Source organism: Blastococcus sp. URHD0036 (genome assembly GCF_000701365.1).
Lineage (GTDB): Bacteria > Actinomycetota > Actinomycetes > Mycobacteriales > Geodermatophilaceae > Trujillonella.
In genome coordinates, this window is the sequence record NZ_JNIK01000004.1 from 65,217 (window position 1) to 79,895 (window position 14,679).

Consider the following 14,679-nt stretch of genomic DNA (forward strand, 5'->3'; position numbering starts at 1 on the left):
CGACGGGCCGGAGTCCGGCCACCGCGACGACTGCTGCGGTGCGACGGCGAGGCGGTTCCCCCGGGGTGGACGTCCCGTCCACCCCGCCCGCACTACCCTCACCGGATGCCCGCGATGCCCATGGACGCCGCGTCTCCCGACGCGAGGCCGACCAGCACGTCTCCGACGCGGTTCGCCTACCTGGGGCCCGAGGGTACCTTCGCCGAAGCCGCGCTGAGCAGGGCAGTCGGGGACTCGGCGCCGCGTTCGCCGCGCCCGACGGTGGCCGCCGCGCTGGCCGCGGTCCGGGCCGGGGAGGTCGACGCCGCGCTGGTGCCCTTCGAGAACAGCATCGAGGGCTCGGTGCCCGCGACCATGGACGGCCTCGCCGACGGTGCGCCGCTGCTGATCACCCGCGAGGTGTTCCTCGAGCCCACCTTCGTGCTGGCCGCGCGCCCGGGGACGGCGCTCCCGGACGTCCGCTCCGTGGCCAGCCACCCGCACGCGCTGGCCCAGGTCGCGCGGTGGCTGGCCGAGCACCTGCCCGGGCTCGCGCCGCAGTCGGAGACCTCGACCGCCGGGTCGGCCGAGGCGGTCGCCGGTGGGCGGTACGACGCCGCGGTGTGCGCGCCGATCGCCGCCCAGCGCTACGGGCTGGTCCCGCTCGCCGAGGACATCGCCGACCACCGCGGCGCGGTGACCCGCTTCGTGCTGGTCGCCCCGCCGGGACCGCTGCCGGCGGCCACCGGCAACGACAAGACCTCGCTGGTGGCGGTCGTGTCGGACCGCACCGGCGCCCTGCTCGACGTGCTCCGCGAGTTCGCGGCCCGCGGGATCAGCCTGACCCGGATCGAGTCGCGCCCCACCCGCGAGCGCCGCTGGGTCTACTCGTTCTCCCTCGACTGCGAGGGGCACGTCGCCGAGGCCCGCGTGGGGGAGACCCTGGCGGCGCTGCACCGGGTCTGCGACGACGTCCGCTTCCTCGGCTCCTACCCGCGCTCGGACGAGCGGGAGAACCGGCCGGTCGCCGAGGACGCCACCGACGACGCGTTCACCGACGCCGACGCCTGGCTCTCCCGGGTGCGTGCCGGCGACCTCTGAGCTGGTCCGCGGCCCAGCCCGCTGGGCCACCAGACGCGGTCGCCGATCAGGTGGACGGCCGCGGGCACCATCAGCGTCCGGACGACGAAGGTGTCGAGCAGGACGCCGAAGCCGACCAGGAACCCCAGCTGGATGAGGATCACCAGGGGCAGCACGGTCAGCGCGCCGAACGTCGCGGCGAGCACCAGGCCGGCGCTGGTGATGACCCCGCCGGTGACGGCCAGCGCGCCCAGGACGCCGTCACGCGTCCCGTGCCGCAGCGACTCCTCCCGCGCCCGGGTCATGAGGAAGATGTTGTAGTCGATCCCCAGCGCGACGAGGAACACGAACCCGATGAGCAGCACCTGCGGGTCGCTGCTGGGGAAGCCGAACAGCGGGTCGAACACCAGGGCGGCGACGCCGACGGTCGCGAGCACGCTGAGCGCCACCGTGGCCACCAGCAGCAGCGGGGCGACGAGGGCCCGGAGCAAGAGCGCCAGCACGATCGTGATGACCAGCAGCACCAGCGGCACGATCACCGCCAGGTCGCGGGCGGCGGTGTCCTGGGTGTCGAGGTCCTGCGCGGTCGAGCCGCCGACCAGCGCCTCCGGGTCGACCTCGCGCACCGTCGTCCGCAGCTCGGCGACGGTCTCCTGCGCCCGGGTGCTGTCGGGGGCGTCGGTGAGGGTGGCGTCGAGCCGGACCAGTCCGTCGACCACGGTCGGCGCGTCGCCCGGCTGCGCACTGAACGGCTCGACCCCGCCCACGCCGTCGAGCCCGGCCGCGGCCGCGGCGACCGCCTCCCAGTCCTCGACGGGGGTGACGACCGTCGCCGGGCTGGAGGCGCCGGCGTCGTAGTGCCGGGCCAGCGCGACCTGGCCCTCGCCGGAGGGTGATCCGCCGCGCACGGCGTCGGACAGGGGGATGCCCTCGGCGTCGAAGGCCGGCGCGAACGCCGCGAGGACGACGAGCAGCCCGACGCTGCCCAGCAGCGCCCGGCCCGGCCGGCGGCCGACGCTCCCGGCCACCCGCTCCCAGCCCCGGCCGTGCGGGTGCTCGCTGCCGAAGCGCGGGCGGAACGGCCAGAACGCCGCCCGGCCGAGCAGGACGAGCACCGCGGGCAGGAACGTGAGCGCGGCGACCATCGCCAGGGCGATCCCCACCGCGGAGATCGGCCCCAGCCCGCGGTTGGACCCCAGGTCGGAGAAGAGCAGGCACAGGACGCCGAGGACGACGGTGGCCGCCGACGCGGCGATCGGCTCCCAGGACTGCCGCAGCGCCACCCGCATGGCACTCGCCGGGGACTGCTCGCGGCGCAGCTCCTCGCGGTACCGGGCGACCAGCAGCAGGCCGTAGTCGGTGGCTGCCCCGACGACGAGGATCGACGCGATGCCCTGGCTCTGGCCGTTCACCTCGATCCAGCCCCGCTCGGCCAGCAGGTAGGCCACCGCGAGCGCCGCGACCAGCGCCAGGCCCGCGGTGAGGATGACGAGGAACGGCAGGAGGGGGCTGCGGTAGACGACGAGCAGGATGACGAGGACCACCCCGAAGGCCGCGAGCAGCAGGAGCCCGTCGATGCCCGAGAAGCCCGCGGCGAAGTCGTTGAAGAGGGCGCCCGGGCCGGTGACGTACTCCGTGGTCCCCGCCACGCCGGGCAGCGCGCGCAGGTCGTCGATCACCGGGGCGAGGGCGTCGCCGAGGTCGGGGCTGAACGGCAGGACCGCCTGCACCGCCTCGCCGTCCTCGGAAGGGATGGGCGGGGAGGCCGTGCCGTTGAGGGCGCCCGCCTCCTCGGCGACCGCGACGGCGTCGTCGACCCGGGTGGCGATCTGGGTGAGGGCGGCCGGGTCGAGCGGACCGTCGTCGCTCTCCCACAGCAGGACGACCGGCAGGGAACGCTCGGTGTCGAACTCCCGCAGCAGCTCCGAGACCCGCGTGGACTCGGCGCTGTCGGGCAGGAAGGCCGCGGAGTCGTTGGTCTGCACGTCGCCGAGCCGGCCGCCCAGCGAGCCGAGCGGGGCCGACAGGGCGATCCACGCCAGGACGACGAGGGCCGGCAGCAACCAGCGGGCGACGGAGGTCCTGCGGGGCATCACGATTTCCCTCGAACGGCGATAGTCTCGATCTTCGAGAGATCAGGGTAGTTCGGATGTAGCGGTCGGACGGAGGCGGTGCGATGGACGGTCAGCCGGCACAGGACCCGGCAACGGCCGCCCGCCGGGAGGTCGGCCTGCTGCTGCGCCGGCTGACCGTCGAGCTCGACGCCGTCAGCTCCCGGTTCGCGCTCGCTCACGGGCTCAACCGCACCGATGTGCGCGCCCTGGTCGCCGTCATGGACGCTGCCCGGCGCGGCGAGGCGCTGTCGGCGGGCGGGCTCGGCGCGGCGGTGGACCTGCGGTCGGCCTCGGTGACCGCGCTCGTGGACCGGCTGGAGCGGGTCGGTCACCTGCGCCGGGTCCGCGACCCCGGGGACCGGCGCCGGGTGACGCTGGAGATGTCGGAGTCCGCGACGGCCGCGGGTGCGGAGCACTTCGGGGGCCTCGCCCGCGACCTGGTCGAGGCGATGCGCGACTACAGCGACGACGAGATCGCCGTCGTCGCCCGGTTCCTCACCGACATGACCGAGGTCGCCGCCCGGCACGCCCGGGCCGCGGAGTGACCCGGCTGGTCACCCAGCCGTCGCCTGCGGGTCGTCCGCGGCTCCGCTGACGGCAACCCGGCCCACGGAGGGTGGCGGGCGCACCTCGCCGTCCACCTCTGGAGTGCCGCAGAACATGACCACCACCGAGCCGAACCGCCCGCCCGCCCCGGTCAGCCGCCGCTCGTTCCTCTCCCGCTCGGCGGTCGCCGGCCTGGGCGTCGCCCTCGTCGGCAGCGTCGACCAGATCTTCGGCGCCACCCCCGCGTCCGCCGCGCCCGGTGGGCAGCCGGGCCGCCCGGTCGGGTACGGCGAGCTGGTCCCCGACCCGCGCGGGCTGCTCTCCCTGCCGCCCGGTTTCAGCTACACCGTCGTCTCCCACGCCGGCGAGACCCGGCTGGAGAGCGGCGAGTTCTCCCCGTCCGACCCCGACGGCACCGCGGCGTTCGCCCGTCCCCGCGGCCAGGGTGCCGTGCTCGTCCAGAACCACGAGATCAACGGGACCGAGCCGTTCCCGGTGCCGGCGCTGGCCGGCTTCACCTACGACGCGAACGCCGGCGGCGGCACCACCACGCTCGAGGTCGACCAGCACGGCAACCGGATCGGCGAGTACGTCAGCCTGGCCGGCACCCAGACCAACTGCGCGGGTGGCCGCACCCCCTGGAACACCTGGCTGACCTGCGAGGAGACCGAGGACCTCAAGGGCAAGGCGGGCTCGCGCGGCGCTCTGCTCCAGGACCACGGCTACGTGTTCGAGGTCGACCCCCACGACCGCAACGCCAACCGCGACCCGCAGCCGATCAAGGCGCTCGGCCGGTTCGCGCACGAGGCCGTCGTCGTCAACCCCGACACCTTCGAGCTCTACCTGACCGAGGACGCGAGCAACCCGAACGGCCTGCTCTACCGCTACACCCCTCCGGCATCGGCGCGGCCGCTGGGCAAGGGCTCCCTGAAGCGGCTCGGCCCCACGGACGGCACGCTCGAGGCGATGCGTGCCACCACGGGCACCGGCACGCACGTCCCCGACCTGTCGGTCGCCCGGCTCGGTGACGTGTACCGCCTCGAGTGGGTAGCCGTGCCGGACCGGGACGCCCGGACGCTGTCCACCCGCAAGCAGGCCTACGCCCAGCCGATCACCCGCAGCCGCAAGCTCGAGGGGATGTGGTGGGGCGACGGCGGGGCGTACGTCGTCGCCTCGTTCGCCCGCACCTCCGACGGCAGCGCGGCCCAGCACGACGGGCAGGTGTGGTTCCTCGACCCGGTGGCGCAGACGATCACGCTGCAGCTGCTGTTCGCGTACACGCCGGGTGACCAGGACAGCGACCCCGACGGCCCGGACAACATCACCGTCTCGCCGTACGGCGGGATCATCCTGGCCGAGGACGGCGAAGGGGCCCAGCACCTGCTCGGTGCCAACTCCGACGGGAAGACGTTCTTCCTCGCCCGCAACGAGGTGAGCGAGTCCGAGTTCGCCGGACCGACCTTCGCCCCGGACCGCAAGGTGCTGTTCGCCGCCATCCAGGAGGACGGCTACACCTTCGCCATCCAGGGGCCCTTCACCCGCCAGCACTGATCCCCACCGCCGCCCCCGCGCCCCTCGGTGCGGGGGCGGCGGCGTGCCCGGCTACAGGTAGAGGCCGGTGTTGGCGTCCTCGATGCGTTCCGCGGCGACGGCGTGCACGTCGCGCTCCCGGAGGATCACCAGGTCCTCGCCGTGCACCTCGACCTCGTGCTGGTCCTCGGGGGAGAACAGCACCTGGTCGCCGACCTTCACCTGGCGGACGCTGCCGCCGATGCCCCGGGCCTCGCCCCACACCAGCCGCTTGGCGACCTGGGCCGTGGCCGGGATGAGGATGCCGCCGGTGGACCGCCGCTCGCCGTCCTCGCGCCGCAGGGAGACCAGCACCCGGTCGTGCAGCATCTTGATCGGCAGCCCGCCGCTCTGGACCTCCGCCACGTCGACCGAGGTTACGCGGCGCCTAGCCCCAGCCGAGCTGGTGGAGGCGCTCCTCCTCGATGCCGAAGTGGTGGGCGATCTCGTGGACGACGGTGACGAGGACCTCCTCGACGACGTCCTCGTGGGTCTCGCAGATGTCGCAGATGGCCTCGCGGTAGATCATGATCCGGTCGGGCAGCTCCCCGCCGTACTGCCAGCCGCGCTCGGGCAGCGCGAGCCCCTCGTAGAGGCCGAGCAGGTCCGGTTCGTCCGGGTTCCGGTCCTCCACGAGGACGACGACGTTGTCCAGCAGCGCCATCAGCTCGGCCGGCACCTCGTCGAGGGCGTCGGCGACGAGCTCCTCGAACTGCTCCCGCGGCAGGGCCTTCACCAGCCGGTCGGCAGCGGCCGGCCCTCCTCGTAGCCGGCCGAGCTCTGCACCCCCAGCACGGCCCGCGCGTGCAGCTCGTCGACGGTGCGCGCCCCCGCGTAGGTGCAGGAGGACCGCACCCCGGCCACGATCTGGTCGATCAGGTCCTCGACGCCGGGCCGCTGCGGGTCCAGGTACATCCGGGAGGAGGAGATGCCCTCCTCGAACAGCCCGGCGCGCGCCCGCTCGAAGCCGTTCTGGGTCGCCGTCCGGGCCTTGACCGCGCGGGCCGAGGCCATGCCGAAGGACTCCTTGTAGAGCCGGCCCGAGCCGTCGTCGTGGATGTCGCCGGCGCTCTCGTACGTGCCGGCGAACCACGAGCCGACCATCACGTTGGCCGCGCCCGCGGCCAGCGCCAGCGCGATGTCGCGGGGGTGCCGCACGCCGCCGTCGGCCCACACGTGCTTGCCCAGCGAGCGGGCCTCGGCGGCGCACTCCTCGACGGCGGAGAACTGCGGCCGGCCGACGCCGGTCATCATCCGGGTGGTGCACATGGCGCCGGGCCCGACGCCGACCTTGACGACGTCGGCGCCGGCCTCGATCAGGTCGCGGGTGCCCTGCGCGGTGACGACGTTGCCGGCCACCACCGGCACCGACCCGGCCACCGACCGCACCGCGCGCAGCGCCTCGATCGCCTTCTCCTGGTGCCCGTGCGCGGTGTCCACCACGAGCACGTCGACCCCCGCCGCGAGGAGGGCGCCGGCCTTGCCCGCCACGTCACCGTTGATACCGACGGCGGCCGAGGTCAGCAGCAATCCGTCCGGGCCCACCGCGGGCTGGTACAGCGACGAGCGCAGCGCGCCCTTGCGGGTGATCACGCCGACCAGCCTGTCGCCCTCGACCACCGGCGCGGCGCTCACGCGCTCGCCGGAGAGGACGTCGAAGATCTTGGTGAGGTCCGAGCCGGCCGGGACGGTCAGCGGCTCGCGGGTCATCACCTCCGACACCTGGGTGAACCGGTCGACGCCCTGGCACTGGCCGTCGGTGACGACGCCGACCGGCGCGCCGTCCTCGACCACCACGACGATCCCGTGCGCGCGCTTGGTCAGCAGCGAGAGCGCGTCGCCGACCGTGGAGGTGGGGGAGAGCGTGATCGGGGTGTCGTAGACCGGGTGGCGGGCCTTCACCCAGGAGATGACCTCGGCGACGACGTCGACCGGGATGTCCTGCGGGATGACCGCGAGGCCGCCGCGCCGGGCGACCGTCTCGGCCATGCGCCGGCCGGAGATGGCGGTCATGTTGGCCACGACGATCGGGATGGTCGTGCCCACCCGGTCCGGCGTGGTGAGGTCGACCTCGAGCCGGGAGCCCACGGTGGAGTGCGCCGGCACCATGAAGACGTCGGAGTACGTCAGGTCGTGCGCCGGACGGGACCCATCGAGAAACCGCATGGGCCCATTGTCCCAGCCCCGTCGACGGTCGGAGGCATAGGAAGCTCTCCGCACGTTCTCGACGCTGAGATGCGGGGAGAGCTTCCTGTGCCTCACTCGCAGGGGCGGCTCACGTCCGGGTTGCGCTGGAGTGGACTCCAGCGCGGAGAGTCGCGGCCATGCGACCGGTCACGGGATATGCGGCGTTCGAGCCGCGCGGACAGCTGCGCCCCTTCGAGTTCCAGCGGCGGGACCTGCGCCCGGACGACGTCGCGGTGCGGGTCACCCACGTCGGCGTCTGCCACACCGACCTGCACGCGGTGGAGGGCCTCTCCACCGGGGCGCCACCGCTCGTGCCCGGCCACGAGTTCACCGGGGTCGTCTCCGCCGTCGGACCGGAGGTCACCGCCTTGCGGGTGGGCGACCGGGTCGCGGTCGGCAACATCGTCGACTCCTGCGGGGAGTGCGGGCCGTGCCTGGCGCACCGGGAGTCCTACTGCGTGGAGTTCCCCCAGCTGACCTACGGCGGGGTCGACCGGCACGACGGCACGCCGACCCAGGGCGCCTACTCGACCGAGTACGTCGCCCGCGACGCCTTCGTCCACGCGCTGCCCGACGGCCTCGACGCGGCGGCCGCCGCGCCGCTCATGTGCGCCGGGATCACCACGTGGTCACCGATCCGGCGGGCCGGCGTCGGACCCGGGCAGACCGTGGGCATGGTCGGCGCCGGCGGCCTGGGGCACCTGGCGGTGAAGTTCGCCAAGGCGCTGGGGGCCGAGGTCGTCGTCTTCACCACCTCGCCGGACAAGGTCGACGACGCCCGCCGGCTGGGCGCCGACGACGTCGTCCTCCTCCGGGACGGCGAGGCGATGGCCGCCCGGGCCGTGAGCCTGGACGTCGTCGTCGACACCGCCTCGGCCGCCCACGACCTCTCCCCGCTGTTGCGAACGCTGCGACTGGACGGCCGGCTGGTGCTCCTCGGCCTGCCGGAGCGGCTGGACGTCGAGACGATGGCGCTGCTCGGCCGCGAGCTGACCGTCTCCGGCTCCGGCGGCACCGACGAGACCCGCGAGATGCTCGCCTTCTGCGCCGAGCACGGGATCACCGCCGACGTCGAGGTGCTGCCGATCGCGGAGGTGGACACGGCCTTCCGTCGGCTGGCCGCCGGCGACGTCCGCTGGCGTTTCGTGCTGGACGTCAGCGCCTAGCGTGGCGGTGTGACGGCACTGGGCATCCGCGAGGTCTCCGAGCACACCGGCCTGAGCATCGACACGCTGCGCTGGTACGAGCGCGAGGGCCTCATCCCGCTGGTCGAGCGGACGTCGACCGGTCAGCGCCGCTACCCGCCGGCCGCCGTCCGGTTCATCGCGCTGGTGCAGGCGCTGCGCCGGACCGGCATGCCGGTCGCGGAGGTACGGCACTTCGTGCAGCTCGGCGGCGGCCGCCTGGAGAACCACCCCGTCCGGCTCGCGCTGCTCGAGGCCCAGCGGGAGTCGATCGAGCGGCAGGTGGACCAGCTGCACGAGGACCTCGCCGTGCTCACCGGGAAGATGGCGGAGTACCGGCGGCTGATCGACGCCGGGCTGGACTGCGAGGACGAGGTCGCCGCTCCCGAGGGCGGGACGGGCCGACACCTACGATCGACGGCGTGATCGACCTGCGCCTCGTCCGCGAGAACCCCGACGTCGTCCGCGCCAGCCAGCGGGCCCGGGGAGCCGACGAGTCCCGCGTCGACGACCTGCTCGCCGCCGACGCCGCCCGCCGCGACGCAGTCAGCCGCGCCGACGGCCTGCGCGGCATGCAGAAGACGGCCTCCCAGGCGGTCCGGGGCGCCTCCCCGGAGGAGCGCCCCGCGGTGCTCGAGCGGGCCAAGACCCTGGCCGCGGAGGTCAAGGAGGCCGAGGAGCTGCAGAAGGCCGCCGACGCGGCGCTGCGCGAGGCGCACCTGAAGATCCCGAACGTCGTCCACGACGACGTCCCGCCCGGCGGCGAGGACGACGCGGTGACGCTGCGGACCGTCGGCGAGGTGCCCACCTACGACTTCGAGGTGCGCGACCACCTGGAGATCGGCGAGGCCCTCGGCGCGATCGACATGGAGCGCGGCGCGAAGGTCTCCGGCGCCCGCTTCTACTTCCTCACCGGCCCCGGCGCGCTGCTCGAGTTCGCCCTGGCCCAGCTGGCGATCACCCGCGCGGTGGCCGCCGGGTTCACCCCCGTGGTCGCCCCCGCGCTGGTCAAGCACGAGGCGATGGAGGGCACCGGCTTCACCTCCGAGCACGACGAGGAGATCTACCGGGTCGAGCGCGACGACCTGTACCTGGTCGGGACCTCGGAGGTGGCGATCGCCGGGATGCACATGAAGGAGGTGCTCGACCTCTCCGCCGGCCCGCGCCGCTACGCCGGGTGGTCCTCCTGCTTCCGCCGCGAGGCCGGGTCCTACGGCAAGGACACCCGCGGCATCATCCGCGTGCACTGGTTCGACAAGGTCGAGATGTTCAGCTTCTGCCGGCCCGAGGAGGCCGCCGCGGAGCACCTCCGCCTGCTGCAGTGGGAGGAGGAGTTCCTCCAGGCGATCGAGCTCCCGTACCGCGTGGTCGACATCGCCGCCGGTGACCTCGGCACCAGCGCCGCGCGCAAGTTCGACATCGAGGCCTGGTTCCCCAGCCAGGGCACCTACCGCGAGCTGACCAGCACGTCGGACTGCACGACCTTCCAGGCGCGGCGCCTGAACATCCGCTACCGGGACGACGACGGCAAGCCACAGACCGCGGCCACGCTGAACGGCACCCTCTGCGCGATCGCCCGCACCATCGCCTGCCTGCTCGAGGTGCACCAGCGCGCCGACGGCTCGGTGCACGTCCCCGCGGCGCTGCGCCCGTGGCTGGGCGGGCACGAGGTGCTGACCCCGGGCATGTCGCTGGTCGCCCCGGTGCCCGTCACGTGACGGCCGATCCGGTCCGCGCCCACGGCATCCTCGACGGGTACGACGAGGTCGTCGAGCTGGGCGACCTCGGCCCGTGGCGGCCGAAGCTGGTGGCCAGCGACCTCGACGGCACCCTGCTGGACGCCGGCTCGGAGGTCAGCCCGCGGAACCGCGCGGCCCTCGACGCGTGCTGGGCGGCGGGGATCCCGGTGGTCGGCGTGACCGGGCGCGGCCCGCGGCTGCTCGACAGCGTCCGGGACGCCCTCGACGGCCGGGGCATCGCGGTGCTCGCGCAGGGCGGCTTCGTCGTCGACCTGGAGCGGGACGAGGTGCTGCGGACCGTGGGGCTGCCCCGGGAACAGGCCGCGGCGGTGATCGACCGGATCGAGCAGGTCGCCGGCGACCTCGTCCTCGCCGTCGAGGACGCCGCCGAGCAGGGCGAGGTCCGCACCCAGCTCCGGGTGCAGCACGGCTTCGAGTGGCCCTATCCCGAGCCGGCGCACCTGCTGCCCCGGCACCAGGTGCTGCCGCCCGGCGCGGTGCTCAAGGTGTTCCTCCGGTCGGCCACCCTCGGCCAGGACGAGCTGCTGGCCCGCGCGCGCTCCGTCGTCGACCCGGCGGACGCCGAGATCACCCACGCCGGCCTGGGGTTCATCGAGGTGCTGCCGCCGGGGGTCACCAAGGCCACCGGGCTGGCGGTCGCCCTCGAGCGGTACGGCGTCGGCCTGGGCGACGTCCTGGTGTTCGGCGACATGCCCAACGACCTGCCGATGATCACCGCCGTCCGGGACGCGGGGGGCCGCTCGGTCGCCGTCGCCAACGCCCATCCCGCGGTGCGCGCGGCGGCGCAGGACCGCACCAGCGGCCACGACGTCGACGGCGTCGCCCGGTACCTGGAGGCGCTCTTCGGCGGGGGGCCCGGCGGTGTCTGACTGGCGCCCGCGGCTGATCGCCAGCGACATGGACGGCACGCTGCTCCGCGGCGACGACACCGTCAGCCCGGAGACCGTCGCCGAGCTCGAGCGGTGGCGGTCCGCGGGGGTGCCCGTCGTGCTGGCCACCGGCCGGCCGCCGCGGTGGATGGTGCGCATCCGCGAGCAGCTCCGGCACGGCACCGCCGTCTGCTGCAACGGCGCGGTGCTGCTGGACCTGGAGAGCCTCACCGTCCTCGACGAGGACGCACTGGCCCCCGACGTGCTGCAGGACGTGACGGCGGAGCTGCGGCGCGCGCAGCCCGACACCTGGTTCGCCGTCGAGTACGGGCTGGAGTTCCGCCACGAGCCGGTCTACCAGCCCCGCTGGGACCTGGACGCGCCCGGTGTGGCCGTGGCGACGCTGGAGGAGATGGTCACCGGCCCGGCGGCCAAGCTGCTGGCGCGGCACGAGTCGCTGCCCCGCGACGAGTTCATGTCCCTGGTCGAGCGGGTCGCCGGCGACCGGGCGACGGTCACCAACTCCTCCAGCGACGCGCTCGCCGAGATCTCCGCCCCGGGCGTCACCAAGGCCAGCGGCCTGGCGAAGGTGGCCGGGCAGCACGGCGTCGACCCGGCGGACGTCGTCGTCTTCGGGGACATGCCCAACGACATCGCGGCGTTCGAGTGGGTGCGTGATGCCGGCGGCCGGGCGGTCGCCATGGCCCACGCGCACCCCGATCTCCTCGCCGTCGCGACCGACGTCACGGGCACCAACGAGGAGGACGGCGTGGCGGCGTTCCTCGCCTCCCTCGCGTAGTTCCGAGTCGGCGTCGTCCGTGTGGCGGATGAGGCGGCACACACCTCGTGGGGGAGCGCTCGCCTCAAGGGCCGGGCGCTGCTGCCGACCCTGGCTGCAGGACTTCCGGGAGTGCACCGGTGGCTCGTGCAGATGAGGAGCAGGAGATGGACGCCTCCACGGCGATCGACAACCGGGGCCACACCGCTGCCCCGGAGACCGCGCAGGGACAGGGCTGGGGGCTGCGCAGTCGCGTGCTCGGCGCCGTGATGGTCGTGGCGGTGACGACGCTGGGCGTCGGCGTGTTCGGCATCAGCCGGATGGCCACGCTGGACCAGAAGGCCGGCGAGGTCTACTCGCAGGGTGCCGAGCCGCTCGACGGGCTGCGTCGGCTGCAGGCGGACTGGTGGGAGCTGGCCGCCAACACCGCCCGCTCCGCGATCCCGACCCTGCCCGCGGAGAGCATCGCCAAGGCCGCCCAGAACGTGGTCACGATCGGCGACCGGCTCACCGCCGACACCGAGGCCGTCGCCGCGATGCCGCTCTCGCCGGCCGCCCAGGAGGCGTTCACCGAGTTCACCACCTCGGTCGACGCCTACCTGTCCACGCTCGCCGAGCTCCGGGCGCCGAACGTGGCCCCGGCCCGCCTCGGTGAGCTCGTGCAGAGCCTGGGCGGATACGAGACCGCCATCGCCGAGTCGCTCAGCACGGCGACCGCGGCCGCGGCGGCGGAGGCGGTGACTGTCACCGAGGAGGCGCACGACGCCTACACCTCGGCCCGCACCGTCACGGTCCTGATCATCGTCGCCGGTCTCGTCATCGCCGTCGGCCTGGCGCTCGCGGTGGCCCGCAGCGTGACCAGCCCCGTGCAGCGGATCCGCGAGGTGCTCGCCCAGGTCGCCGCCGGTGACCTCCGGGTGCGCGCCGGGCAGACCGGTGGCGGCGAGCTCGGCGAGGTCGCGCAGTCCCTGGACCACACCCTCGACGCGCTCAGCTCCGTGCTGGTCCTCGTCGGCAACTCGGCCCGCCAGCTGGCCGACGCCTCGCACCAGCTCGACGGTGCCTCCGCGGCGATCGCCGACAACGCCCGGACCGCCGCCGGCCAGGCCGACTCGGTCGTGGCGTCCGCCGGCGACGTCGCGCAGAGCGTCGACACCGTCGCGGCCGGCTCCTCGCAGATGGAGCAGGCGATCCGCGAGATCGCCACGAACGCCACCGAGGCCGCCCGCGTGGCCGGCCAGGCCGTGACGGTCGCGGAGAACACGACGCGCACGGTCGGCAAGCTCGGTGACTCCTCGCAGGAGATCGCGACGGTCGTCAAGCTGATCAACGGCATCGCCGAGCAGACCAACCTGCTGGCGCTCAACGCCACCATCGAGGCGGCGCGGGCCGGGGAGGCCGGCAAGGGCTTCGCGGTCGTGGCGTCGGAGGTCAAGGAGCTGGCGCAGGAGACGGCGCGGGCCACCGAGGACATCAGCCGCCGGGTCGAGGCCATCCAGGCCGACACCGCCGGCGCGGTCGACGCGATCGGTCAGATCAGCACGGTCATCGGCGAGATCAACGACTTCCAGGCCACCATCGCCGCGGCGGTCGAGGAGCAGACGGCCACGACCAACGAGATGAACCGGAACGTCGCCGAGGCCGCCAGCGGCTCGCAGTCGATCGCCAACGCCATCTCCGGCCTCGCCGCCGGCACGCAGGAGACCAACTCCCGGGTCGAGGACGCGCAGCGCGCGGCCGCCGAGCTCTCCCGGATGAGCGGTCAGCTCCAGGACGCGGTCAGCCGCTTCGCGGTCTGAGTCCCACCCGCCCCGACGGCGCCGTCTCCCTCCGGGGAGGCGGCGCCGTCGGCGTCTCGGCGGCCGGTCCTGATCGCCGCCCTCACGGCGACGTCGCCGTCCTCACCTCGTGACGGGAGGACGGCGACGCGGGCGCGAGGCTCGTGGTCACGCGCGCCGGGTGGCGGTACGGCTCAGCGCGGGTCGGGCACGGCACCTGACCCCGGCGCGGGAGGACGACGGTGGGACCGCGATGTCAGAGGTACTGGCCGCCGCCGGGGCGGAGGTCGGGCTGCTGCGCCATCCCCGCGCCCGTGCCGCCCGGCAGTGCGCGGCGGCGCATCTCCTCCAGCTGCGCGCGGGCGGCCATCTGCTGGGCGAACAGTGCCGTCTGGATGCCGTGGAAGACGCCCTCCAGCCAGCCGACCAGCTGGGCCTGGGCGATCCGCAGCTCGGCGTCGGACGGCGTCTGGTCCTCGCTGAACGGCAGCGTGATCCGCTCGAGCTCGTCGCGCAGCTCCGGGGCCAGGCCCTGCTCGAGCTCGCGGATGGACGACGCGTGGATGTCACGCAGCCGCTGCCGGCTGGCGTCGTCGAGGGGAGCGGCGCGGACCTCCTCGAGGAGCTGCTTGATCATCGTGCCGATCCGCATGACCTTCGCCGGCTGCTCGACCATGTCGCCGAAGCCCCCGACGCCGTCGGAGCCGCCGTCCCCGCCCGGCATGGGCATCGCGCCGACGGGGCTCCCGTCGGGCCCGACGACGACGACCTGCTGCGGCTGCTGGCTTCCGTTGCCCGGGATGGTCATGCCTCCATCTTCCCCTCCCCGGGGGCT

General features: G+C 74.2%; 14 protein-coding genes. 9 read left to right on the forward strand and 5 right to left on the reverse strand.

The genetic code is table 11. The features are described from left to right. Positions 1-105: 105 nt before the first annotated feature. Positions 106-1,080 (forward strand): prephenate dehydratase, encoded by a 975-nt coding sequence (gene pheA, locus N555_RS0104005; protein WP_231502587.1) that lies wholly within the window; start codon positions 106-108, stop codon positions 1,078-1,080. On the opposite strand, the gene N555_RS0104010 is transcribed toward pheA, so the two are convergent. Next, on the reverse strand, positions 969-3,152 hold the full coding sequence (locus N555_RS0104010) for an MMPL family transporter (protein ID WP_051683715.1): 2,184 nt from the start codon (positions 3,150-3,152) through the stop codon (positions 969-971). The two genes, pheA and N555_RS0104010, sit on opposite strands and share 112 nt — an antisense overlap. An 83-nt stretch (positions 3,153-3,235) precedes the next feature. On the opposite strand from N555_RS0104010, the gene N555_RS0104015 reads away from it, so the two are divergent. Continuing rightward, positions 3,236-3,718 (forward strand): MarR family winged helix-turn-helix transcriptional regulator, encoded by a 483-nt coding sequence (locus tag N555_RS0104015; protein ID WP_029430216.1) that lies wholly within the window; start codon positions 3,236-3,238, stop codon positions 3,716-3,718. Positions 3,719-3,833: 115 nt separating this feature from the next. After that, entirely contained in the window at positions 3,834-5,270 is a 1,437-nt protein-coding gene (locus tag N555_RS0104020; RefSeq protein WP_029430217.1) for an alkaline phosphatase PhoX, read from the forward strand. A 51-nt stretch (positions 5,271-5,321) separates the two neighbouring features. Here N555_RS0104020 and N555_RS0104025 read toward each other — a convergent pair whose 3' ends face one another. Genes N555_RS0104025 through N555_RS0104035 form a run of 3 tightly spaced genes read right to left on the reverse strand, consistent with a single transcriptional unit; the run spans position 5,322 to position 7,454 of the window. Beyond that, on the reverse strand, positions 5,322-5,654 hold the full coding sequence (locus N555_RS0104025) for a GroES family chaperonin (protein WP_029430218.1): 333 nt from the start codon (positions 5,652-5,654) through the stop codon (positions 5,322-5,324). Positions 5,655-5,676: 22 nt separating this feature from the next. Further along, positions 5,677-6,024, reverse strand: a complete 348-nt coding sequence (locus N555_RS0104030) for a metallopeptidase family protein (protein WP_029430219.1) — start codon at positions 6,022-6,024, stop codon at positions 5,677-5,679. After that, positions 6,021-7,454 (reverse strand): GuaB1 family IMP dehydrogenase-related protein, encoded by a 1,434-nt coding sequence (locus tag N555_RS0104035; RefSeq protein WP_029430220.1) that lies wholly within the window; start codon positions 7,452-7,454, stop codon positions 6,021-6,023. Before N555_RS0104035 ends, N555_RS0104030 begins: the two co-directional genes overlap by 4 nt. Before the next feature lie 158 nt (positions 7,455-7,612). On the opposite strand from N555_RS0104035, the gene N555_RS0104040 reads away from it, so the two are divergent. From N555_RS0104040 to N555_RS0104065, 6 genes are all read left to right on the forward strand, one after another. Next, positions 7,613-8,641 (forward strand): NAD(P)-dependent alcohol dehydrogenase, encoded by a 1,029-nt coding sequence (locus tag N555_RS0104040; RefSeq protein WP_029430221.1) that lies wholly within the window; start codon positions 7,613-7,615, stop codon positions 8,639-8,641. 9 nt (positions 8,642-8,650) lie between these two features. Next, complete coding sequence (locus tag N555_RS0104045) at positions 8,651-9,085, forward strand: MerR family transcriptional regulator (protein WP_034508732.1); 435 nt, start codon at positions 8,651-8,653, stop codon at positions 9,083-9,085. Further along, positions 9,082-10,377, forward strand: a complete 1,296-nt coding sequence (serS, locus tag N555_RS0104050) for a serine--tRNA ligase (RefSeq protein WP_029430223.1) — start codon at positions 9,082-9,084, stop codon at positions 10,375-10,377. Before N555_RS0104045 ends, serS begins: the two co-directional genes overlap by 4 nt. Further along, positions 10,374-11,288, forward strand: a complete 915-nt coding sequence (locus N555_RS0104055; protein WP_051683716.1) for an HAD family hydrolase — start codon at positions 10,374-10,376, stop codon at positions 11,286-11,288. Before serS ends, N555_RS0104055 begins: the two co-directional genes overlap by 4 nt. Further along, entirely contained in the window at positions 11,281-12,087 is an 807-nt protein-coding gene (locus N555_RS0104060) for a Cof-type HAD-IIB family hydrolase (protein ID WP_029430225.1), read from the forward strand. Before N555_RS0104055 ends, N555_RS0104060 begins: the two co-directional genes overlap by 8 nt. Positions 12,088-12,233: 146 nt before the next feature. Continuing rightward, positions 12,234-13,865 carry a methyl-accepting chemotaxis protein gene (locus N555_RS0104065; RefSeq protein ID WP_051683717.1) on the forward strand — a complete coding sequence of 544 codons (1,632 nt, stop codon included), beginning with the start codon at positions 12,234-12,236 and terminating at the stop codon, positions 13,863-13,865. A 235-nt stretch (positions 13,866-14,100) separates the two neighbouring features. On the opposite strand, the gene N555_RS0104070 is transcribed toward N555_RS0104065, so the two are convergent. Further along, on the reverse strand, positions 14,101-14,652 hold the full coding sequence (locus N555_RS0104070) for a bacterial proteasome activator family protein (RefSeq protein WP_029430227.1): 552 nt from the start codon (positions 14,650-14,652) through the stop codon (positions 14,101-14,103). Positions 14,653-14,679 lie beyond the last annotated feature (27 nt).